Source organism: Algoriphagus jejuensis (assembly GCF_039523455.1).
Taxonomy (GTDB): Bacteria; Bacteroidota; Bacteroidia; order Cytophagales; family Cyclobacteriaceae; genus Algoriphagus; species Algoriphagus jejuensis.
Genome location: NZ_BAAAFI010000010.1, coordinates 49,444 through 65,879 on the forward strand (window position 1 = coordinate 49,444; position 16,436 = coordinate 65,879).

Below are 16,436 nucleotides of genomic sequence, written 5' to 3' on the forward strand. Positions count from 1 at the left end.
ATCAATTGACGAGATTGGCGGAAATCGCCTCCCGGACCAATCCTGCAGTATTCCTGACACCCATCTTTTGGATCAAATGCAGACGGTGTGTTTCGACGGTGCAAAAGCTGATGAAAAGTTTGTTGGCGATCTCATGGGTAGTGTATTCATCCACGATTAATTGAAGGATTTGCTTTTCCCTTTTGGTTAAATGACTCTTAGTCGTGGGAAAACAATGAGATTGAAGGAGGGTGTCCATGAAAATCTCCGTCAATTGAGGATCCAAAAAGGACCTTCCCATATTGACTTGGTTAATCGCTTGGTATAGAACATGGGTACAGCAATTGGATAAAAGGTATCCTGAGACTCCTATTTTGAAAATCGATTTAATGCTACGAGAATCCTTAAATTCCCCGAACACAAACACTTTAAGTTTGGGCTGGTTTCTTAGAATCTTTTGTGTGAGTTTGAGGAGCCATTTAAATTCCTGAATCACGTCTATCCATAGAAACTGTGCCTCCGTCAAAATGAAAACCCCTCTGCTTTTCAAATCCTCTGGGGTGATCAATTCGACGTTTGCTCCTCTTTGATTTTCGAGAAAGTGCTGTAGCCCCTCGGAGAGTAGCGTGATTTCGCTGATGATACAGTGCCGTTCCATGCATACTTGATTAAAAAATGAATCAGTCTTTGAAAAATCAAAAGCCTTTCTTAAAAATAGCATTTATTTATCTGACAATCAAACGATTAAAACATAAGTTCGCCCGTTAGTTACGTTAAAGAAACTTTTTTGATCCTGCTATTTCAACTTAAAAACCCCGGGCTCTGTTTCGGAATATAGGTTTTTTAGCGCCGGTAATTCTTCTAGCAGTTCTTGGAAAATCCCCTCAGGATCGACAACCACTTGCGGCTTTTGGGTGTGGAGATTTTGGAAGATCTTGGCCTTTTGCTCCAATGTTTTTTCCGTTTCCAAATAGGCTTTCGAGAGGTTGAAATTCAGGAAAGGGCCTCCAACTGGATTTTCCAAATAGGGCGAGGACTCTTTGGACATGACCATGATTTTTTCCCCGGGTTTGAATTTAGTCGAAGTAGCTTTTGGCACAAAGTAGGAAGAACTCGCGGTGGCCTCCGTCTGCCAATAGTAGATTCCTGCAGCGGGGAGGACTAAAAGAAGGATCAAAAAGGCGGCTTTTCCGATTGTTTTTTTTCCCGTGTTCAGGAAAAACTGGGTGATCAGAAACGTCAACCCGGGGATGAAAATCAGCAGCTGAAATGTCGCCTGTCTTTTGATGAGCAAAAATTCCAAGAGGGAAAACACCAACCAGACTACGATCAATTGACGCTGTTTTTGCTGGTTGATCGTGGCGCCCCTGAGTACTGCGCTGTAGAAATAGCCCACTAAGGCGAGCAATAGCGGGAATGCGCCCAAAATCGACCAGACAAGAAAAGACTGGTAGCTGTATTTTTCGTAGGTAAAAATTAGGGGCCAGATCTCCAGCGTTTCACTTAGACCATTGTTCCAGAAATAAAACATCAGCAGCAGCAAAATCGGGAGGAAGAATCCAACCAACGATAAGATGAGCTGTCGGAAGGAAAATCCGCTGATTGCGATCCCCGCAAAGATCATATAAGGCAGAAAAATCCCAAAATTCAGGTGGAATCCCGTGGCTAGTCCTCCATAGATGCCGATCAGTAGCGTTGATTCGCTGGTTTCTTTTTGAAGCATAGTTTGGGAGAAAAGCTGACCCAAGGCTAAAACCAGGAAGGTACTTCCCAACAACGCCGGTGAAAGTCCGACCATGTCAAATGATAGGTGAAAAAGTGCTGCCATGATGATGGCCGGCAAATAAGTGTTTTCTTCAAAAACGCGGTATCGGATCAGGACGGTATTCCAATAAATTATCTGGGAAAAAACCAAAAGCCTGCCGATGAGCTCATAGGCGAAGTCACTTCGGCCGAAGAGAACATGGATGAACGTGAAAAATCCCGCTGACAAAGGCCCCGTATCGTCGATCACGTCTAGGTAGAGGTAGTAGCCATCACTCAGTCTTTCTCCCAAAACCATCCACACCAACCGGGGCTCGGTAAGCGGAAAGGAGAAAATCCCGAGCATCACTACCGCCAATAGGATCAGATAGATGACTATCCCTATCAGTCGAAATGGGTCGTTTACTTTAAAAAAACTTAACAAGGTGAGGGAAGGATTGGGTTGGATTGGGCCGAAATTAAAGCTTGCCCAAGTATTTCGCTAAATTTGTACCACAAATACTTCACATGGAAAGCAAAAGACAACAAAAACACTCTAAACTGCTCCAAAAAGAGCTTGGAGATATATTCCAGAAAGAGGCGAAGAGTCTGGTCGGAAGAGCAATGATCACGATCACCCGGGTCGAAGTGAGTCCTGATTTGGGATTTGCCAAGGTATACGTAAGTTTTCTGATCACAGATCCCAAGGCTACCTACGAATTGATCAACGAGCATAAAAAAGAAATACGTCATCATTTGGCCAAACGTATCGGAAAATCTGTAAGGATCATTCCTGAAATAGCCTTTTTTGCGGACGACTCTGCAGTGTATGCCCAACATATGGACAAGGTCATTTCCGATCTCAACATCCCTCCTGCTCCACCGGAAGAAGTGGACGAGGAAGAAGAAGGCGATTAATTTTCGACACGTTGAATAGCAGTTCGTTTATAGCCGGCAGATATTTTCGCAGTAAGAAGAAGCGGAATTTTATCACTGTACTTTCGATCATCTCGATGGTCGGAGTGGCTGTGGGCACGATCGCCTTGGTGGTCGTCATGTCGGTTTTTAACGGACTGGAGGATTTGATCAGGAGCCTTTTTGCCAGCTTTGATGCAGAGTTGAAGATCGAGCCAGCGAGGGGTAAAAGCTTCGTAACGTCAGCGGAATGGCTTCTGGAAATTGAAAAAATCGAAGGCGTTGCCATCCTGACGGAGGTCATCGAAGACAACGTGCTCTTCGAGCACGACGACAACCAGATCGTCGCCAAGATCAAGGGAGTTTCAGAAAATTTCCTGGATCAGGGGAGATTTTCAAAGGGATATTTTTGGGGTGACACGACCCTAGGAACAGATATTCGCCCTGGGGCTATATTGGGCAGGGGCGTTGGGTTTTTTCTGTCGATCCATCTCAATCAGCCCAATACCAGGCTCAAGGTTTTCTATCCCAAAGCGCCTCGCTCCGCCGGCAGCATTGACCCCAACCAGCTCTATACCTCCGCTCAATTGGAACCGAGGGCTTTTTTCAGTATCGAGCAGCAATTTGATGACGGGTACGTAATCGCTCCACTCGATTTTACCAGAAATTTGCTGAATTATGGAGAAAAGCGTACCGCCCTTGAAATCAAGGTAAGCGAAGGCTACTCCATCGCAGAGGTCCAGCGTAGCTTAAAAAGCCATTTGGGTCCGGATTTCTTGGTGAAAAATGCCGATGAACAACATGCAGGCCTGATTCGCACCGTAAAGTTGGAGAAGCTTTTTGTGTTTCTCACCCTGACATTTATACTGGCTATCGCCTCTTTTAACATTTTTTTCTCGCTGAGTATGCTGGCCATCGAAAAGAAAAAGGACATCGCCGTGCTCAAAGCCATGGGCGCAAAAGACAAATTGATCCGCAGAATCTTTCTAAAACAAGGAGCCTTGATCGCTCTGAGCGGTGCGGTGATCGGCTTGGTACTGGGCTATGTTACCGTGTGGATTCAGGATACTTTCGGATTGGTCTCATTGGGCATTTCTTCCGCAGTGGTGGATGCCTATCCTGTTCGGATTGTTTGGTCGGATTTTTTCTGGATCAGCATTGCTGTCATAGGCATTACCCTGTTGGCATCCTGGAGACCGGCAATCATCGCCTCGCAGGTGGATACAGTGCGGGAACTCTAACTTCTCACAGCTCAAAATCGAGACATTTTTTGCAATCTTTTATCCCTCTTTCTTGGAACCGTGCAGGCCTGCGAATCCCCGACATAGGAAGGAATAAACAGTCGCCAAAACACACAGTTCTCCGGTAAGGCAGGCATAGACTTCGTTAAAAAAGGTTTTGTCAAAAATCCTCACCAGTGCGATGCATATCGACATGTAGCCGATCACCGCCGTTCGGATAGTTCGGACATTCCCATGCTTTTTTCACAAGCTCCAAATTGAAGCTTCCTCTAGCCAGGTTATAGATAATTTCTCGGGCGGAGGAGTGGCAGACGAGTTTTCTACGAAACAGAGTTCAGACCAGATATTGGTCCAGAAGGCATTGTTTCTTTTGAGCTGAGCGAGCACCTCATCTTCATTTCTAAAGGGGCCTTTGATCACATCTTTTATCTTAATCACGCTGAACTTGAAGTCCGAAAACAATGCTGAAAAGATATTTTTGTCGTATTCGGATTTTTAGGTTTTGATAGATGTTTTTCCAAAGAGCGCCTGTTGGTTGTTGCCAGATTGGACAAATAGGAGCACTCCGATGATTGCTGCTACAGGTAGAAGAAAAAGCTAGATTCTAAAAGTATTCAGTTTCATGGGCAAAAAAGCCAACTATTATCTTTTCGGCTTCCGATCGGAAGTTGGGGCTTTGCGTTCGATTCCATGTTTTAGCTACATCCCCGTTCTATCAAAACTTTTAAAGCAACGTGGAGAACCTAGGTTAAGCACAGACAGGCGCTTTGGATTCTGGGGGGTGAGGAAGTTTCTTTTTTTACACCAAAAATCCACTGGCTACGGAAGATTAAGGCACCTGTAAAAAGGTGATGTCCCAAAGAAAATTTCGTCATGGTCAATAATAAATGTCAGATTAATCAGTTGATTATCAATTGGAAATAGCTATTCTCTTTCAGGGTTTTTTTTGATCAGAAAATTAAATTGGGTTTATTTGAGGCACGTTTATTGAAAGTAACCCAAAAACTACAAAGACCAATGCCGATTAAAGAGTATGCCCTGTTTGCATTTTTCCTTTTTTTTGGAATCTCAGCTTCTTTTGCACAAGACTCCACCGCAACTGAAAACTCCCTTAGCTCGGGTACTATCACCAGCCAATTTGACTATATCTATCGCGTATCCAATGGCTTTCAAGATTATGAAGTAGTCAAAAAAGCTTATTTGGAACAGCTCAAATCAAACGTGCTGGATTCGGTCGGCACCCTTTCCAAAAAGGTGTCAGATCTCAACATCCAGATGGCGAGTCTCGACGATTCGGTAGTAACTATCAAGGCGCGTCTCTCGGCAGAGATGGAACAAAAAAACCAAGCGATCGCTGACAGGGACAATTTTAGCCTACTAGGACTCGGAATTCAAAAGACCCTTTACTCGACCATCATGTGGACATTGGTGGCTATTCTTTCCGGAGCGGTGGCATTCTTTGCAGTTCAGTATTTCAAAAGTTCCGGACGGATCAGAAAAGCGGAAAAAGACTTCCTCGATGTGCAGGAAGAATTTGATCAACATCGCAAAAACACCCTCGACCGCGAGCGGAAGCTCAAGCGGGAACTGATCGACGCCCAGATGGGAAAAAACTAAAAGCAAGCCGGAGATTTTCTTCGGCTTTTTTTATCCTAGGAGTATCTTTAGTCTGCGATGGCGTTTCTCCCAAAATATGACGTAGCAGTAATTGGCCTCGGGGCTCTGGGTAGCGCGGCACTTTTTCAACTGAGCAAAAGCGGCAAGAGCGCTCTGGGAATAGACCGTTTTGAACCTCCTCATACCATGGGATCGAGCCACGGCGAGTCTCGGATCACTAGACTGGCAGTCGGAGAAGGAGAGGATTATGTAGCCTTAGCCAAGCGCTCCCATGAAATCTGGAAAGAAATTGAAGCCGAAACTGGTGCGCCAATCATGACCACTACTACCGGGATCTTGCTTGACTCGGGGATTCATTCATGGGAAAAACATGGGACCGTGAACTTCTGGGATCAAACGGTTGCGTTTGCACAGAGACAGCAAATCAACCATCAGATACTCGATCCAGCTGCGCTCAAAGCAAGATTTCCAGCTTTTCAATTAGAGCCTGCCGGCAAAGTCTATCTTGAACATGACGCGGGTTTTGTAAGACCTGAACTGGCTATCCAAACCCAGCTGAATCTAGCCAGAAAGAACGGTGCAGAAATTCAGGTCGATACCCCGGTGGACGAATTGAGTAGGTTGGGCGATGCCGTTTTGATCCGGACAAAGAAAGGGGAATTCTTGGCGGATCGGGTGTTGCTCAGTGCAGGAGGTTGGGTCAAAGACTTTCTCCCCGCAGAGGAAAAGCAGCGTTTAAAAATTTGCAGGCAAGTATTGCACTGGCTGGAGATTGATCCCGGTTTCACAGATTGGGCAGGCTATCCCGTTTGGATGTGGGGATTTGGATCTAATCCAACTGATTTTATCTATGGATTTCCTTCCCTCGATGGCAGGACAGTTAAGATCGCTACGGAGTCATTTGTAGACTCCGTTCATCCGGATCTTGTGCAGCGTAAGGTGAGTACAGAGGAGCAACAGCGCTTTTGGGAGCAAAAAGTCGCGGGAAGAATCCTGGGGCTCAAGCGGAATTTCGTAAGGTCTGAAGTTTGCTTTTATACAGTAACCGCTGACGCCAGATTTGTCGTCAAACCGATGGGCGGGATGGAAAAAGTCCTGCTAGTCTCTGCTTGCTCCGGGCATGGGTTCAAGCACTCGGCGGCATTGGGAGAAAGGCTCGCACTCGACTTGCTGCGGGACACCTGATCGTTTCCCCGCGCCAAATCTTCCGGTTCGCCGTGCCTTTTTAAATTGAATTCGGTTCCGTCGAAGTGCGAGATTTATCAAGTGGTTGCTCATTGCGACTGTCTTGACACTTTCGGGCAAAGTCTCTTACATCAGCCAAATTTTCCTCTTCACAGTTCCAAATTCTACCCTCTTTCGCCTCATTCCAATTTTCCCTGTCATTTCTCTGTCTTATCGCCTACTTTTGCCGACTGTTATCACAACTACTAATGGCCAAGAAACGAGGGACTGCCCTAGATCCGGAGGAGAAAAGAAAATTAAACAAACAGAACCTCAGTAAGCTTGGGGGGATTTTTAGATTTTTATTACCGTACCGATGGGCTTTTTTTTCGGGATTGGTGTTTCTGCTTTTCTCCTCGCTGACCTTGCTGACATTTCCTTTTGTCGCAGGCAAGCTGATCGATACCGCGCAGGGGACCAGTTGGATTGTCAATGACGTCAACTCCATTGCCTGGATTCTAGTCGGGATCCTGGCTGTTCAGAGTATTTTTTCTTTTTTCAGAGTTTGGCTTTTCGCGCTGGTGTCAGAGCGATCCATGCGCGATATCCGACTGGCTTTGTATTCCAAGTTGGTACGCCTCCCGATGACTTTCTTTGACAAGCGGCGGACCGGAGAACTCATCAGCAGGATTACCGCAGATGTCAGTCAGCTTCAGGACACGTTCTCCACTACGCTGGCTGAACTTTTCCGCCAAGTGGTCACGCTGGTAGCAGGTATCGGATTTTTGCTGTACAATACGCCTAAGCTGACGGTTTTTATGCTAGGGACTTTTCCGGTTTTGGTTTTGATCGCCATGGTTTTTGGCAGATTTATCAGAAACCTCTCCAAGAAAACTCAAGATGAACTGGCTGCTGCCAATGTAATCGTCGAGGAAACTCTGCAATCCATTAGCACAGTGAAGTCCTTTGTCGGCGAAGCCTACGAGTCTGCCCGCTATGGCAAAGGCCTCAATTCTGTAGTGGGAGTGGCGCTGACTACGGCAAAGTATCGCGGAGCTTTTATCTCCTTTATTATTTTTGCACTGTTTGGGGGGATCGTAGCGGTGATGTGGTATGGCGCGAGTCTTGTCGCTGAGGGGCAGATGAGCGTCGGCGAGCTGGTCTCTTTTGTACTATACACCACCTTCATCGGGGGCTCTATTGCGGGGCTGGGCGATATTTATAGTCAGGTGCAAAAGGCGATCGGCAGCTCCGAGCGAGTCCTGGAGATCATGGATGAAGAGGCGGAATCCGAAGCCGGACTCACGGTGGACAAATTTTTGGGCAAGATCGAATTCAAACAGGTGGGCTTTAGCTACCCAACACGTCCTGAGATGGAAGTGCTGAAGCAGGTTTCTTTTCAGATACAGCCAGGAGAAAAAGTGGCCTTGGCAGGGCACTCTGGAGCTGGTAAGTCGACGGTGATTCAGCTTTTGCTCCGCTTCTATGAGGCAGAAAAAGGACAGATTCTAATCGATGACCGGGATGTCAGGGACTGGGATCTCAAGGCTTTGCGAAGCAAAGTCGGAATCGTGCCTCAGGAAGTATTGCTTTTTGGTGGATCGATTCGGGAAAATATAGGCTATGCCAAGCCCGGGGCATCCGAGGAGGAGATCATCCTGGCCGCTAAAAAGGCCAATGCTTGGCAGTTTATCTCCCAGTTTCCCCAAGGGCTGGATACCCTCGTAGGAGAGCGGGGAGTGAAGCTCTCTGGAGGGCAACGGCAGCGGGTGGCGATCGCCCGAGCCATCTTGAAGGATCCCGCTATCCTAATCTTGGACGAAGCAACCTCATCGCTGGATGCTGAATCCGAGTCGCTGGTGCAGCAGGCATTGGACGAACTGATGAAAGGGAGAACGACGCTAATTATCGCGCACCGACTGGCAACGATCCGTAAAGTAGACCGAATCTATGCGCTCAGCGGCGGGGAAATCGTGGAGCAAGGCAGTCACAAGGAGCTGCTTGAAAATGAAGCCGGGTTCTACGCCAACTTGGTTCGTCTGCAGTTTGCAGATTAGCGAAGGTTGTGTGCGGTCAGTGATTTGACCATTCCCAAGGTTTTTTCCTTTAGGATTTTAGCGCCTGGAAAAAGCGTTTTCATCTCTTTTATATCCAATAGTCGGATTTCATCCAGGTATTGTTGTGCGTCTGCTTCTTTCCATTTGGTCATTCGGCTGAGCCGGGTTTTGGTCAGAAAAAAGAAAACCATCCGATTGGGGAGATACTGAGCAAAGGGAATCGCGTAGTGGGCCTCCACTGGAAAGTACTTGTTTGGAGTCTGAATGAAATAGCATTTGCCTACCCGCTGGATTTCATTGGCCATCTTCATTTGGTTTTCAAAAGTATACACATGCTCGATGACAGAATTTGAAAACACGAGGTCAAACTTCTTGTCGCCGAATTCTGGCATGGCGGTGGCATCTCCGACCTGGGCTTTGATGTTGAGATGAGTGGTTTTTTCCAGATGGAGATTCAGCAGCGTGATCGTTACTCCGGGAATATTGGGAATCAGACTACTTTTCCAAAAATAATCTGTGCCGCCGACGTCTAGGATACGGAGGGGTTTTTCGGGATCGAAATTTTTGAAAAAAAGTTTTTCAAATTTTTTAAGTCGTCTTGCTCTGAATTTGGCGCCAATGGATTTAGGATTATCCGATGGAGCAAAAAGATCGTTTAGAATACTCATTAGTAGCCTTAAGGCAGTTGGGGTACAAATAGATTCAAAAGTAATCAGCTTACAGGATTTCTATTTTAATTTTAACCCGCAAAACTTTGAATTCCGAGGCAAAATTGTTCTATTTTTGTGATTTTTGTGATAATTCGGGCGAAAATATTTTTATGAAGAGATTAATTGACACTTGTTTCCCATGGCTCTTTACGCTGGGTGATTTTTTGGTTTCTCTGGTTTCCCTGACTGTAGCCAATCTTTTGTTTCAGTCTATCGGTCTTGTTGTAGATGCTGAGTTCTCCGTTTTCCTTTTCCTGGCCTTTGTTTGGATCTTGGTTTCTTATGTGCGAAAGGACTTCGATATCGGGCGAACTGACGAATACTACCTGACACTTAAGAAGCTTGGCATTACGCTTTTTTGGTTTTTGGCTGCTACTGCGATTCTCTGGACGCCTATTCAGCATATCCCCATTCGTTGGGTGCCGCTGTTAGGACTTGGAATGGTTTTGGGGATTTTTATGGCTATGTATCGCGTACTTGTTCATCTGCTGCTCAGGAAATACCGGGCCAAAGGGAACGATTGCCACAACGCCATCATCGTCGGTAGATGCGGAACGAGTCCAAGATTGGCGGAGGTACTCCGAATCAGAAAAGACTTTGGGATCAAGTTTCTGGGCTACTTTGATGATCAGGCTGACTGCGCTCAAACCCGGGGAAGAATAGATGATTTTTTCAAAGAGGCGCCGGGGTTGAAGCTGCATATCATCTATATTCAAGACCTATTGGATGTCACGCTGGTCAAAAAAATCATCGAATTTGCCGATGAAAACTACATCAAGGTGAAGATGATCCCTGGAAGAAGTCTCCAGTTGGAAAAAAACCTCTCTTTTTCGAAGTATGGGGATCTGCATGTCATCAATGTCAATGAAATACCGCTGGACAATGCGCTGAATAGTTTCGGCAAAAGAGCCTTTGATGTGGTGTTCGCGGGTTTGACTACGGTTTTTATCCTTTCTTGGCTTATCCCTTTGGTGGGAATTTTGATCAAACTGGAGTCCCGGGGTCCGATCTTTTTTGTTCAAAAAAGAAATGGGTTAAATAACAAGGTGTTCGATTGCCTGAAATTTAGATCGATGACCCCAAATGACTACGCGGACACCTTGCAGGCGACGAAGAATGATCCGAGAGTCACGAGGATTGGAGCTTTCCTTCGTAGAACCTCGCTAGACGAAATGCCCCAATTTCTGAATGTATTGATGGGAGATATGTCTATCGTAGGACCTAGACCACATTCAGTTCCGATGAATCAATCCTTCAAAACTCAGCTGGTAAAGTACAATTCCCGACACAAGATTCGGCCGGGAATCACCGGATTGGCGCAGGTGAGGGGGTTCCGGGGAGAGATCGAGAATTCCTTTCAGATTCGATCGAGAGTGAGGCTGGACTCCTTTTATGTAAATAATTGGTCATTTCTCCTAGATATAGGCATTATGGCAAACACGGTCAGAGAGTTGTTGTTTCACCGAGAGAACGCGTATTGAATGCTTTGTTTGAGGGAGAATTGGCATTGAAGTTTTTGAAAGAAAGTCTGCCCGAAGAATCAATTCAAACCGGGACATTCGAAATTTTGCTCTCCTCTCGGGAATGACTCTCCGAATCCTGGGAATTGATTCTCTGGTCTGTTGACACTCTGATCGTACCGGAGTCTCATTTAGCAAATCACCTTCGTATCTTTTTTCAAAAAAGCCCTCCGAGAAAAATTTGGGAGGGCGTTACTGCGTTCAGGTTTGTATTCGAAGAAGTGAGTCTGTCAAAGTTTAAATAGGGCATCAAAAAATCCCATCGTTTCTCCTTTCTTTTTAAAGATAAGCATCGGGAGGTATTTATTGACATGTATGAGTTTTTCGGCCGTACTTCCCAGAAGGATTGCCGCCGAGCGAGTGCGGCCCCTTGACCCCAAGAGAATCATATCCGCGTCGATCTCCCGGGCAAAATCTAAGATTAGCATACCGGGATTTTTGCCGTCGTTCAGTATCAGTTCGCATTCCAGGTCTTTGTAATCGTGTTTGCTGACAAACTTTTTAAAATCATCCTGGGCATTTTCTTTCATGATTTCCGAAAATTCCTCAAAGGATTTTCCGGTCTTTGAATAGCCATGCGGAACTTCATAAAGGTGCAGCGGGACCAGCTCAGCATCGAGTTTTTCAGCGATCCGCTCCGCAAATTCATAAATCATATGGTTATGCGGAGAGAAATCGGTTGGGATGAGGATCTTCTTGGGAAACTTAATCGGCCGTTGCTCTTGGACCAACAAGACAGAGCAGGGCGCTTTCTTGGCAACTCCATCCGCTAATACGCCATTGCCGGCCAGCGTATCCTTTCTTCCCATCACGACCAAATCCACATCCTTGAGCTTTGCCCATCGAAGAAAAGTATCCAGCGGGTGACTTCCCTCTTCCACAAAAACCTCCGTCTCGATATCCTCAGGGAAATTATATTCTTTCAGCTTGCTTTTGATAATCTTCTCAACAGACTCATCGGTGGGGGCTATCAGATCGGGATATTGATCAAGTATCTCCTTTGGGATTTCCAGGTTTTTGGCTACATGGAGAAAGTAACATTTTTCTATTCCTAAAAACTTGATAAATACTGCCGTTTTTTTGATCAAGATGTCATCCATTTCGGTGAGATCGAGACCTATCATGGCCTTGGAAAAGAATTTCATAGTTTTAAGTTTTAATTGCCTTAAGTTAAAAGATTGATTGAGTAATTCGAACAGATTTTTTAGAATGGGCCAAAGAGAATGTTTTCTGGGTAATTTTATCGGGGTAAAATCTTGCCAACCTGTGGCAGGCAAGAATCACCCAGTCGAAATAAATTCGGACGAATATCAAACGATCCAGAGTTCTTCCGCTATCGGCTCGGCTGTTGAAATTAAATATAAGCAGATGAAAGTGATTCAAAAATACTTCCTGGCTCTCGTCCCCCCTGCCGAAATTCTCCGTAAAGCCAATGATATTAAACTTCGTGTCAGGGATGAGTTTGGAATCAAGTACGCGCTCAAGTCTCCTCCCCACATCACGCTCAAGATGCCTTTTAACTACAACGAATCCAAAGAAAGTCAACTTGTTGAGCGATTGGAAGAACATCTTAGGCACCAAGCGCCCTTTACAGTGAAGATCTCAGGGGTCGGTAGTTTTGGCAAACGGGTGGTCTACTTGGGGATCGAAAAATCTGAACCGCTGCTGGCGCTTCAGCGCCAGCTCAACCTCTTCTGCAAACAGCAGCTCCACCTCGTGGACGAATTGAGTGACCGTAATTTTCACCCGCACATGACCGTTGCGTTTAAGGACTTAAAACCGAGTCATTTTTCAGACGTCCTTGAAAAAGTAAAGGAGCATCGCATCGATACAGAATATTCTGCGGCAGAACTAACACTCCTCAAGCGAATCGAAAGGGTATGGATTTCGCAGTGTTCGCTACCCTTTAAAGGCTAATTTTTAGGGATATTCTATTTTTTACCGTTGATGAGACTATAAAAATGAAGATTTTTCAAAAAAAGTCAACTTTTAGGAAATTTGGAGAAATTAACCTTCCATTCCTATTCCTTTCGAATTCATGACCGTTGATTTTAATCAATTCAGAATATTCGACTGAAATTGATCATGGCTCGGTATATTATCCAAATATTATTTTATTAATAATTATAAAACTTTGGAGAATAAAAATTGGACTTTTTAGATATGCAGAATTTAAATAATACTATGAGGCGTATCAAAAAATATTATTTGTCTTACCTAAACTAACGCCACATTTTACCAGCTTAAGCAAGATCGGAATATTTTTCAAAACGTCAAAATTTGTTAAAAGGTCTTTTTCTCAAAATAAAATTTCAAGTTCCTTGAAATGAAGGCTCTTTTTGAGATTTGTTTCCTTGTGTTATAACGTCTGATATTAGCGCTCTGAATGTTAAAAAAACTAAATCAAAAACCTATGAAGAAAGTTTTATTAGGTTTTGCATTGAGTTTTCTGACTATCGTGTCAGTACTCGCGCAATCCAAAACGATCACTGGTAGGGTCACCTCAGCCGAAGAGCCAGAAGGTGTACCAGGAGCCAGTGTGGTGGTCAAAGGCACCACCCAAGGTACCATCACCGATCTGGACGGATCTTATTCGATCTCCGTGCCGGACAATGCTGCGACGCTCGTGTTCAGCTTCGTGGGTTACCTGACCAAAGAAATGCCCATCGGATCCAACTCGATTATCAATGTGGTGATGGACACAGACGTGAAAGTCCTGAATGAGGTAGTCGTAACAGGCTACGGTACCCAGGAAAGAAGAGAAATCACTGGTTCGGTGACCTCCATCAACAGTGAGGATATCGAGAACCTTGTAACCCCATCGTTCGAGTCACAGCTTGCCGGCCGTGCGCCAGGTGTGCAAGTGACGACTCCAAGTGGCGTATTGGGCTCTAGACCAATCATCCGTATCCGTGGTGTGAACTCTATCAGCTCCAGCGCTAGCCCATTGATAATCATCGATGGCGTACCGGTGGTAGATGACGACAGATCCGCTGTCAACGCATCCAACCCACTTGCAAACATCAACCCAGCTGACATCGAATCCTACGAGATCTTAAAGGACGGTTCGGCTTCAGCGATCTACGGTTCAAGAGCCGCAAACGGTGTGATCTTGATCACTACCAAAAGAGGCGCTACCGGCAAAGCCAAAGTAAACTACAGCATGGCAATGGGTATCAACGAAGAAGTTGAAAGATTCGAGCTATTGACTGGTGATGAGTTCGTAACCATCGCAAACGAAAAAGTAATAAACACTAATCCTAACGCTACCGGTAACGCCCGACCAGGTGAGAATACCGACTGGCAGGACATCGTTTTCAGAAATGGATTTACCCAGCAGCACAACCTGTCCATCGCGGGAGGTTCTGAGGCTACCAAGTACTTCTTCTCTATGGGCTTTACAGATCAGGAATCTCCGATCGTGGCCAATGACCTGAAGCGCTACTCATTCAGAGCTAACATCGATCACAGCATTTCCAAAAAAGTAAGAATCGGAAATTCTCTTTCTTATTCTTTGACTGAGATCAACGGCTTGAACAACGGTGCAAACTCACTTTCCGGCGCGATCTACAACGCTACCCGCGCATTGCCAAACGTGTTGATCTATGATGCTGCCAATACCGCATTTGATGGATACAACGTGCAGCCTGATGGATCTACCACTGGATGGGGTAATAACCTTGCCGGTCCGGACAACAACATTCCAAACATCGGTTTCGTGTTGGATAACAACATCTACAGAAGCCGTGCCCACAGACTGTTGGGTGCAGCATACGGTGAGGTGGACATCATCAATGGTCTGACTGCAAGAACTCAGATCGGTGTCGATTTGACCTTGGCAGATGACTTCCAGTCTTTGGATCCAAGACACGGTGACGGTCGTAGCTCTAACGGTTCCGTTTACATGGCTTACAGCCCGGCGTTCCGTTGGAACTGGCAAAACACCCTGAACTATCAGACGATTATTGCAGAAGATCACAACATCAACGTGACCGGTGGTTTGGAATACCAGTTTACCAACTACTATAGATTTTCGGCAGAGGGAACTGATTTCTCTGACAACTTCTACAGAATGCAAAACCTGATCTCAGGTTCTTACAACAACCAATTTTCAGGTGGTAGCTATACTGAGCAGGGCTTTGATTCCTACTTCGGTAGATTGAACTATAGCTACTTGGGTAAATACTTGGCTTCATTCACCGTAAGAAACGACGGTATCTCTGACTTGGTTGGTGACAACAAGCGTGGTACCTTCTTCGGAGGATCTGTAGGATGGAGACTTTCTGACGAAGCATTCTTCAACTCTGAATTGATCTCTGATTTGAAATTCAGAGCTTCTTACGCTGAAGTAGGTAACACAGGTATTGACGCATTCGCTGCCTTCGGAGGTTACTCCCCGGTATTGGGTGGAGCAGGCGCAGGTATCGGATACTCTAAAGTAGCTAACGGAAGTCTGCAGTGGGAAACTTCGAAGAAGTTCAATATCGGTTTGGATATGACCATCGGTAAAGTGACCTTCTCTGCTGATTACTTCAACAATGACGTGGATGGTTTGATCTTGGCTGCTCCTACCGCACCATCTTTGGGTGTGCCTGACAACAGCATCAACCAAAACGTAGGAACCATGGTGAACTCAGGTTTGGAATTAAGAGCTTTTTCCAATGTAATCAACAGAGGTAAATTCTCCTGGAATACCGATTTCAACATCACTTTCATCGAAAATGAAGTAACCAATCTGGTTCAACCGTTGACCAACACCTACAACAGAACAGAAGTAGGTGGACCTATCGCGCAACTGTACGGTTTTAAGTGGGCTGGAGTAAACGCAGCTAACGGTAACGTAATGTACTACAGCGGTGAGAACATCGTACAACTACAAGGAGCATCTTCTTGGAGAGCGTATGATCCGGCTAATCCTGGAGATGTCGCGACTGCAGGAACTGCCCCTACACAATTCTTCCTTGGCAATACCCTTCCAAAGTGGCAAGGTGGGTGGAGCAATACCTTCAAGTATGGCAACTGGGATGCTGAAATCTTCGCCAGATTCTCTGGAGGAAACTACATCATGAACGAATCAGTAAGAGGCTTGATGGGACTTGGATTCTCCAACAACCACGCTTCTATCCTAAACAGATGGACTGAAAGCGGTCAGGTGACAGACGTTCCTAGATTGTATTCCGGTCGTGATGCCAACACTTGGCAAAACTCTGCATCCAACAGCCGATTTGTTGAGAAAGGTGATTTTGTAAGAATCCAGAATATCGTGATTGGTTACACTGTGCCGGCTGCTGCGTTGACTTCAGCGTTCAACGGTGCGATCTCCAATGCAAGATTCTTTGCGCAGGTTCAGAATCCGTTCACGTTCACCAGCTATTCTGGATTGGATCCCGAGTCTAACCAGTACTCTGGTCAGAGACAATTCGGTGTGGACTGGAACGTAGCTCCGGTAATCCGTACCTATACTTTGGGTCTAAACGTTGGGTTCTAATT

Annotated in this window: 12 protein-coding genes; 8 read left to right on the top strand and 4 right to left on the bottom strand. The window is 45.6% G+C overall.

Annotated features, from left to right (window positions below; translation table 11 throughout):
* Position 1: 1 nt before the first annotated feature.
* Complete coding sequence (locus ABD031_RS11160; RefSeq protein ID WP_343851402.1) at positions 2 to 637, bottom strand: LuxR C-terminal-related transcriptional regulator; 636 nt, start codon at positions 635 to 637, stop codon at positions 2 to 4.
* A gap of 138 nt (positions 638 to 775) precedes the next feature.
* Positions 776 to 2,167 (bottom strand): hypothetical protein, encoded by a 1,392-nt coding sequence (locus ABD031_RS11165; protein ID WP_343851404.1) that lies wholly within the window; start codon positions 2,165 to 2,167, stop codon positions 776 to 778.
* 83 nt (positions 2,168 to 2,250) lie between these two features.
* Between ABD031_RS11165 and rbfA the strand changes: the two genes are divergently transcribed.
* The 5 genes from rbfA to ABD031_RS11190 all read left to right on the top strand — a co-directional run bounded on the left by rbfA (position 2,251) and on the right by ABD031_RS11190 (position 8,716).
* Positions 2,251 to 2,640, top strand: coding sequence for a 30S ribosome-binding factor RbfA (gene rbfA / locus ABD031_RS11170; protein ID WP_343851406.1), 390 nt, complete (start codon positions 2,251 to 2,253; stop codon positions 2,638 to 2,640).
* 11 nt (positions 2,641 to 2,651) lie between these two features.
* Positions 2,652 to 3,878, top strand: a complete 1,227-nt coding sequence (locus ABD031_RS11175; RefSeq protein WP_343851408.1) for an FtsX-like permease family protein — start codon at positions 2,652 to 2,654, stop codon at positions 3,876 to 3,878.
* A 1,017-nt stretch (positions 3,879 to 4,895) separates the two neighbouring features.
* Complete coding sequence (locus tag ABD031_RS11180) at positions 4,896 to 5,495, top strand: hypothetical protein (protein WP_343851410.1); 600 nt, start codon at positions 4,896 to 4,898, stop codon at positions 5,493 to 5,495.
* Between the two features lie 57 nt (positions 5,496 to 5,552).
* On the top strand, positions 5,553 to 6,680 hold the full coding sequence (gene solA / locus ABD031_RS11185) for an N-methyl-L-tryptophan oxidase (RefSeq protein ID WP_343851411.1): 1,128 nt from the start codon (positions 5,553 to 5,555) through the stop codon (positions 6,678 to 6,680).
* A gap of 248 nt (positions 6,681 to 6,928) precedes the next feature.
* Complete coding sequence (locus tag ABD031_RS11190; RefSeq protein ID WP_343851412.1) at positions 6,929 to 8,716, top strand: ABC transporter ATP-binding protein; 1,788 nt, start codon at positions 6,929 to 6,931, stop codon at positions 8,714 to 8,716.
* Here ABD031_RS11190 and ABD031_RS11195 read toward each other — a convergent pair.
* Positions 8,713 to 9,384, bottom strand: a complete 672-nt coding sequence (locus ABD031_RS11195; RefSeq protein WP_343851414.1) for a methyltransferase domain-containing protein — start codon at positions 9,382 to 9,384, stop codon at positions 8,713 to 8,715. The genes ABD031_RS11190 and ABD031_RS11195 overlap by 4 nt on opposite strands.
* Before the next feature lie 152 nt (positions 9,385 to 9,536).
* Here ABD031_RS11195 and ABD031_RS11200 point away from each other — a divergent pair, with 152 nt between their 5' ends.
* Positions 9,537 to 10,907, top strand: a complete 1,371-nt coding sequence (locus ABD031_RS11200) for an exopolysaccharide biosynthesis polyprenyl glycosylphosphotransferase (protein ID WP_343851416.1) — start codon at positions 9,537 to 9,539, stop codon at positions 10,905 to 10,907.
* Positions 10,908 to 11,176: 269 nt separating this feature from the next.
* On the opposite strand, the gene ABD031_RS11205 is transcribed toward ABD031_RS11200, so the two are convergent.
* Complete coding sequence (locus ABD031_RS11205; RefSeq protein ID WP_343851418.1) at positions 11,177 to 12,091, bottom strand: universal stress protein; 915 nt, start codon at positions 12,089 to 12,091, stop codon at positions 11,177 to 11,179.
* A gap of 223 nt (positions 12,092 to 12,314) precedes the next feature.
* Here ABD031_RS11205 and thpR point away from each other — a divergent pair, with 223 nt between their 5' ends.
* On the top strand, positions 12,315 to 12,863 hold the full coding sequence (gene thpR / locus ABD031_RS11210) for an RNA 2',3'-cyclic phosphodiesterase (RefSeq protein WP_343851420.1): 549 nt from the start codon (positions 12,315 to 12,317) through the stop codon (positions 12,861 to 12,863).
* Between the two features lie 496 nt (positions 12,864 to 13,359).
* Positions 13,360 to 16,434, top strand: a complete 3,075-nt coding sequence (locus ABD031_RS11215) for a SusC/RagA family TonB-linked outer membrane protein (protein ID WP_343851422.1) — start codon at positions 13,360 to 13,362, stop codon at positions 16,432 to 16,434.
* Positions 16,435 to 16,436 lie beyond the last annotated feature (2 nt).

Excerpts from the sequence above, each read along its gene's own strand:
- ABD031_RS11160 (WP_343851402.1), bottom strand. The coding sequence starts at position 637 with ATGGAACGGCACTGTATCATCAGCGAAATCACGCTACTCTCCGAGGGG.
- rbfA (WP_343851406.1), top strand. The coding sequence starts at position 2,251 with ATGGAAAGCAAAAGACAACAAAAACACTCTAAACTGCTCCAAAAAGAG.
- ABD031_RS11180 (WP_343851410.1), top strand. The coding sequence starts at position 4,896 with ATGCCGATTAAAGAGTATGCCCTGTTTGCATTTTTCCTTTTTTTTGGA.
- solA (WP_343851411.1), top strand. The coding sequence starts at position 5,553 with ATGGCGTTTCTCCCAAAATATGACGTAGCAGTAATTGGCCTCGGGGCT.
- ABD031_RS11190 (WP_343851412.1), top strand. The coding sequence starts at position 6,929 with ATGGCCAAGAAACGAGGGACTGCCCTAGATCCGGAGGAGAAAAGAAAA.
- ABD031_RS11195 (WP_343851414.1), bottom strand. The coding sequence starts at position 9,384 with ATGAGTATTCTAAACGATCTTTTTGCTCCATCGGATAATCCTAAATCC.
- ABD031_RS11200 (WP_343851416.1), top strand. The coding sequence starts at position 9,537 with ATGAAGAGATTAATTGACACTTGTTTCCCATGGCTCTTTACGCTGGGT.
- ABD031_RS11205 (WP_343851418.1), bottom strand. The coding sequence starts at position 12,091 with ATGAAATTCTTTTCCAAGGCCATGATAGGTCTCGATCTCACCGAAATG.
- thpR (WP_343851420.1), top strand. The coding sequence starts at position 12,315 with ATGAAAGTGATTCAAAAATACTTCCTGGCTCTCGTCCCCCCTGCCGAA.
- ABD031_RS11215 (WP_343851422.1), top strand. The coding sequence starts at position 13,360 with ATGAAGAAAGTTTTATTAGGTTTTGCATTGAGTTTTCTGACTATCGTG.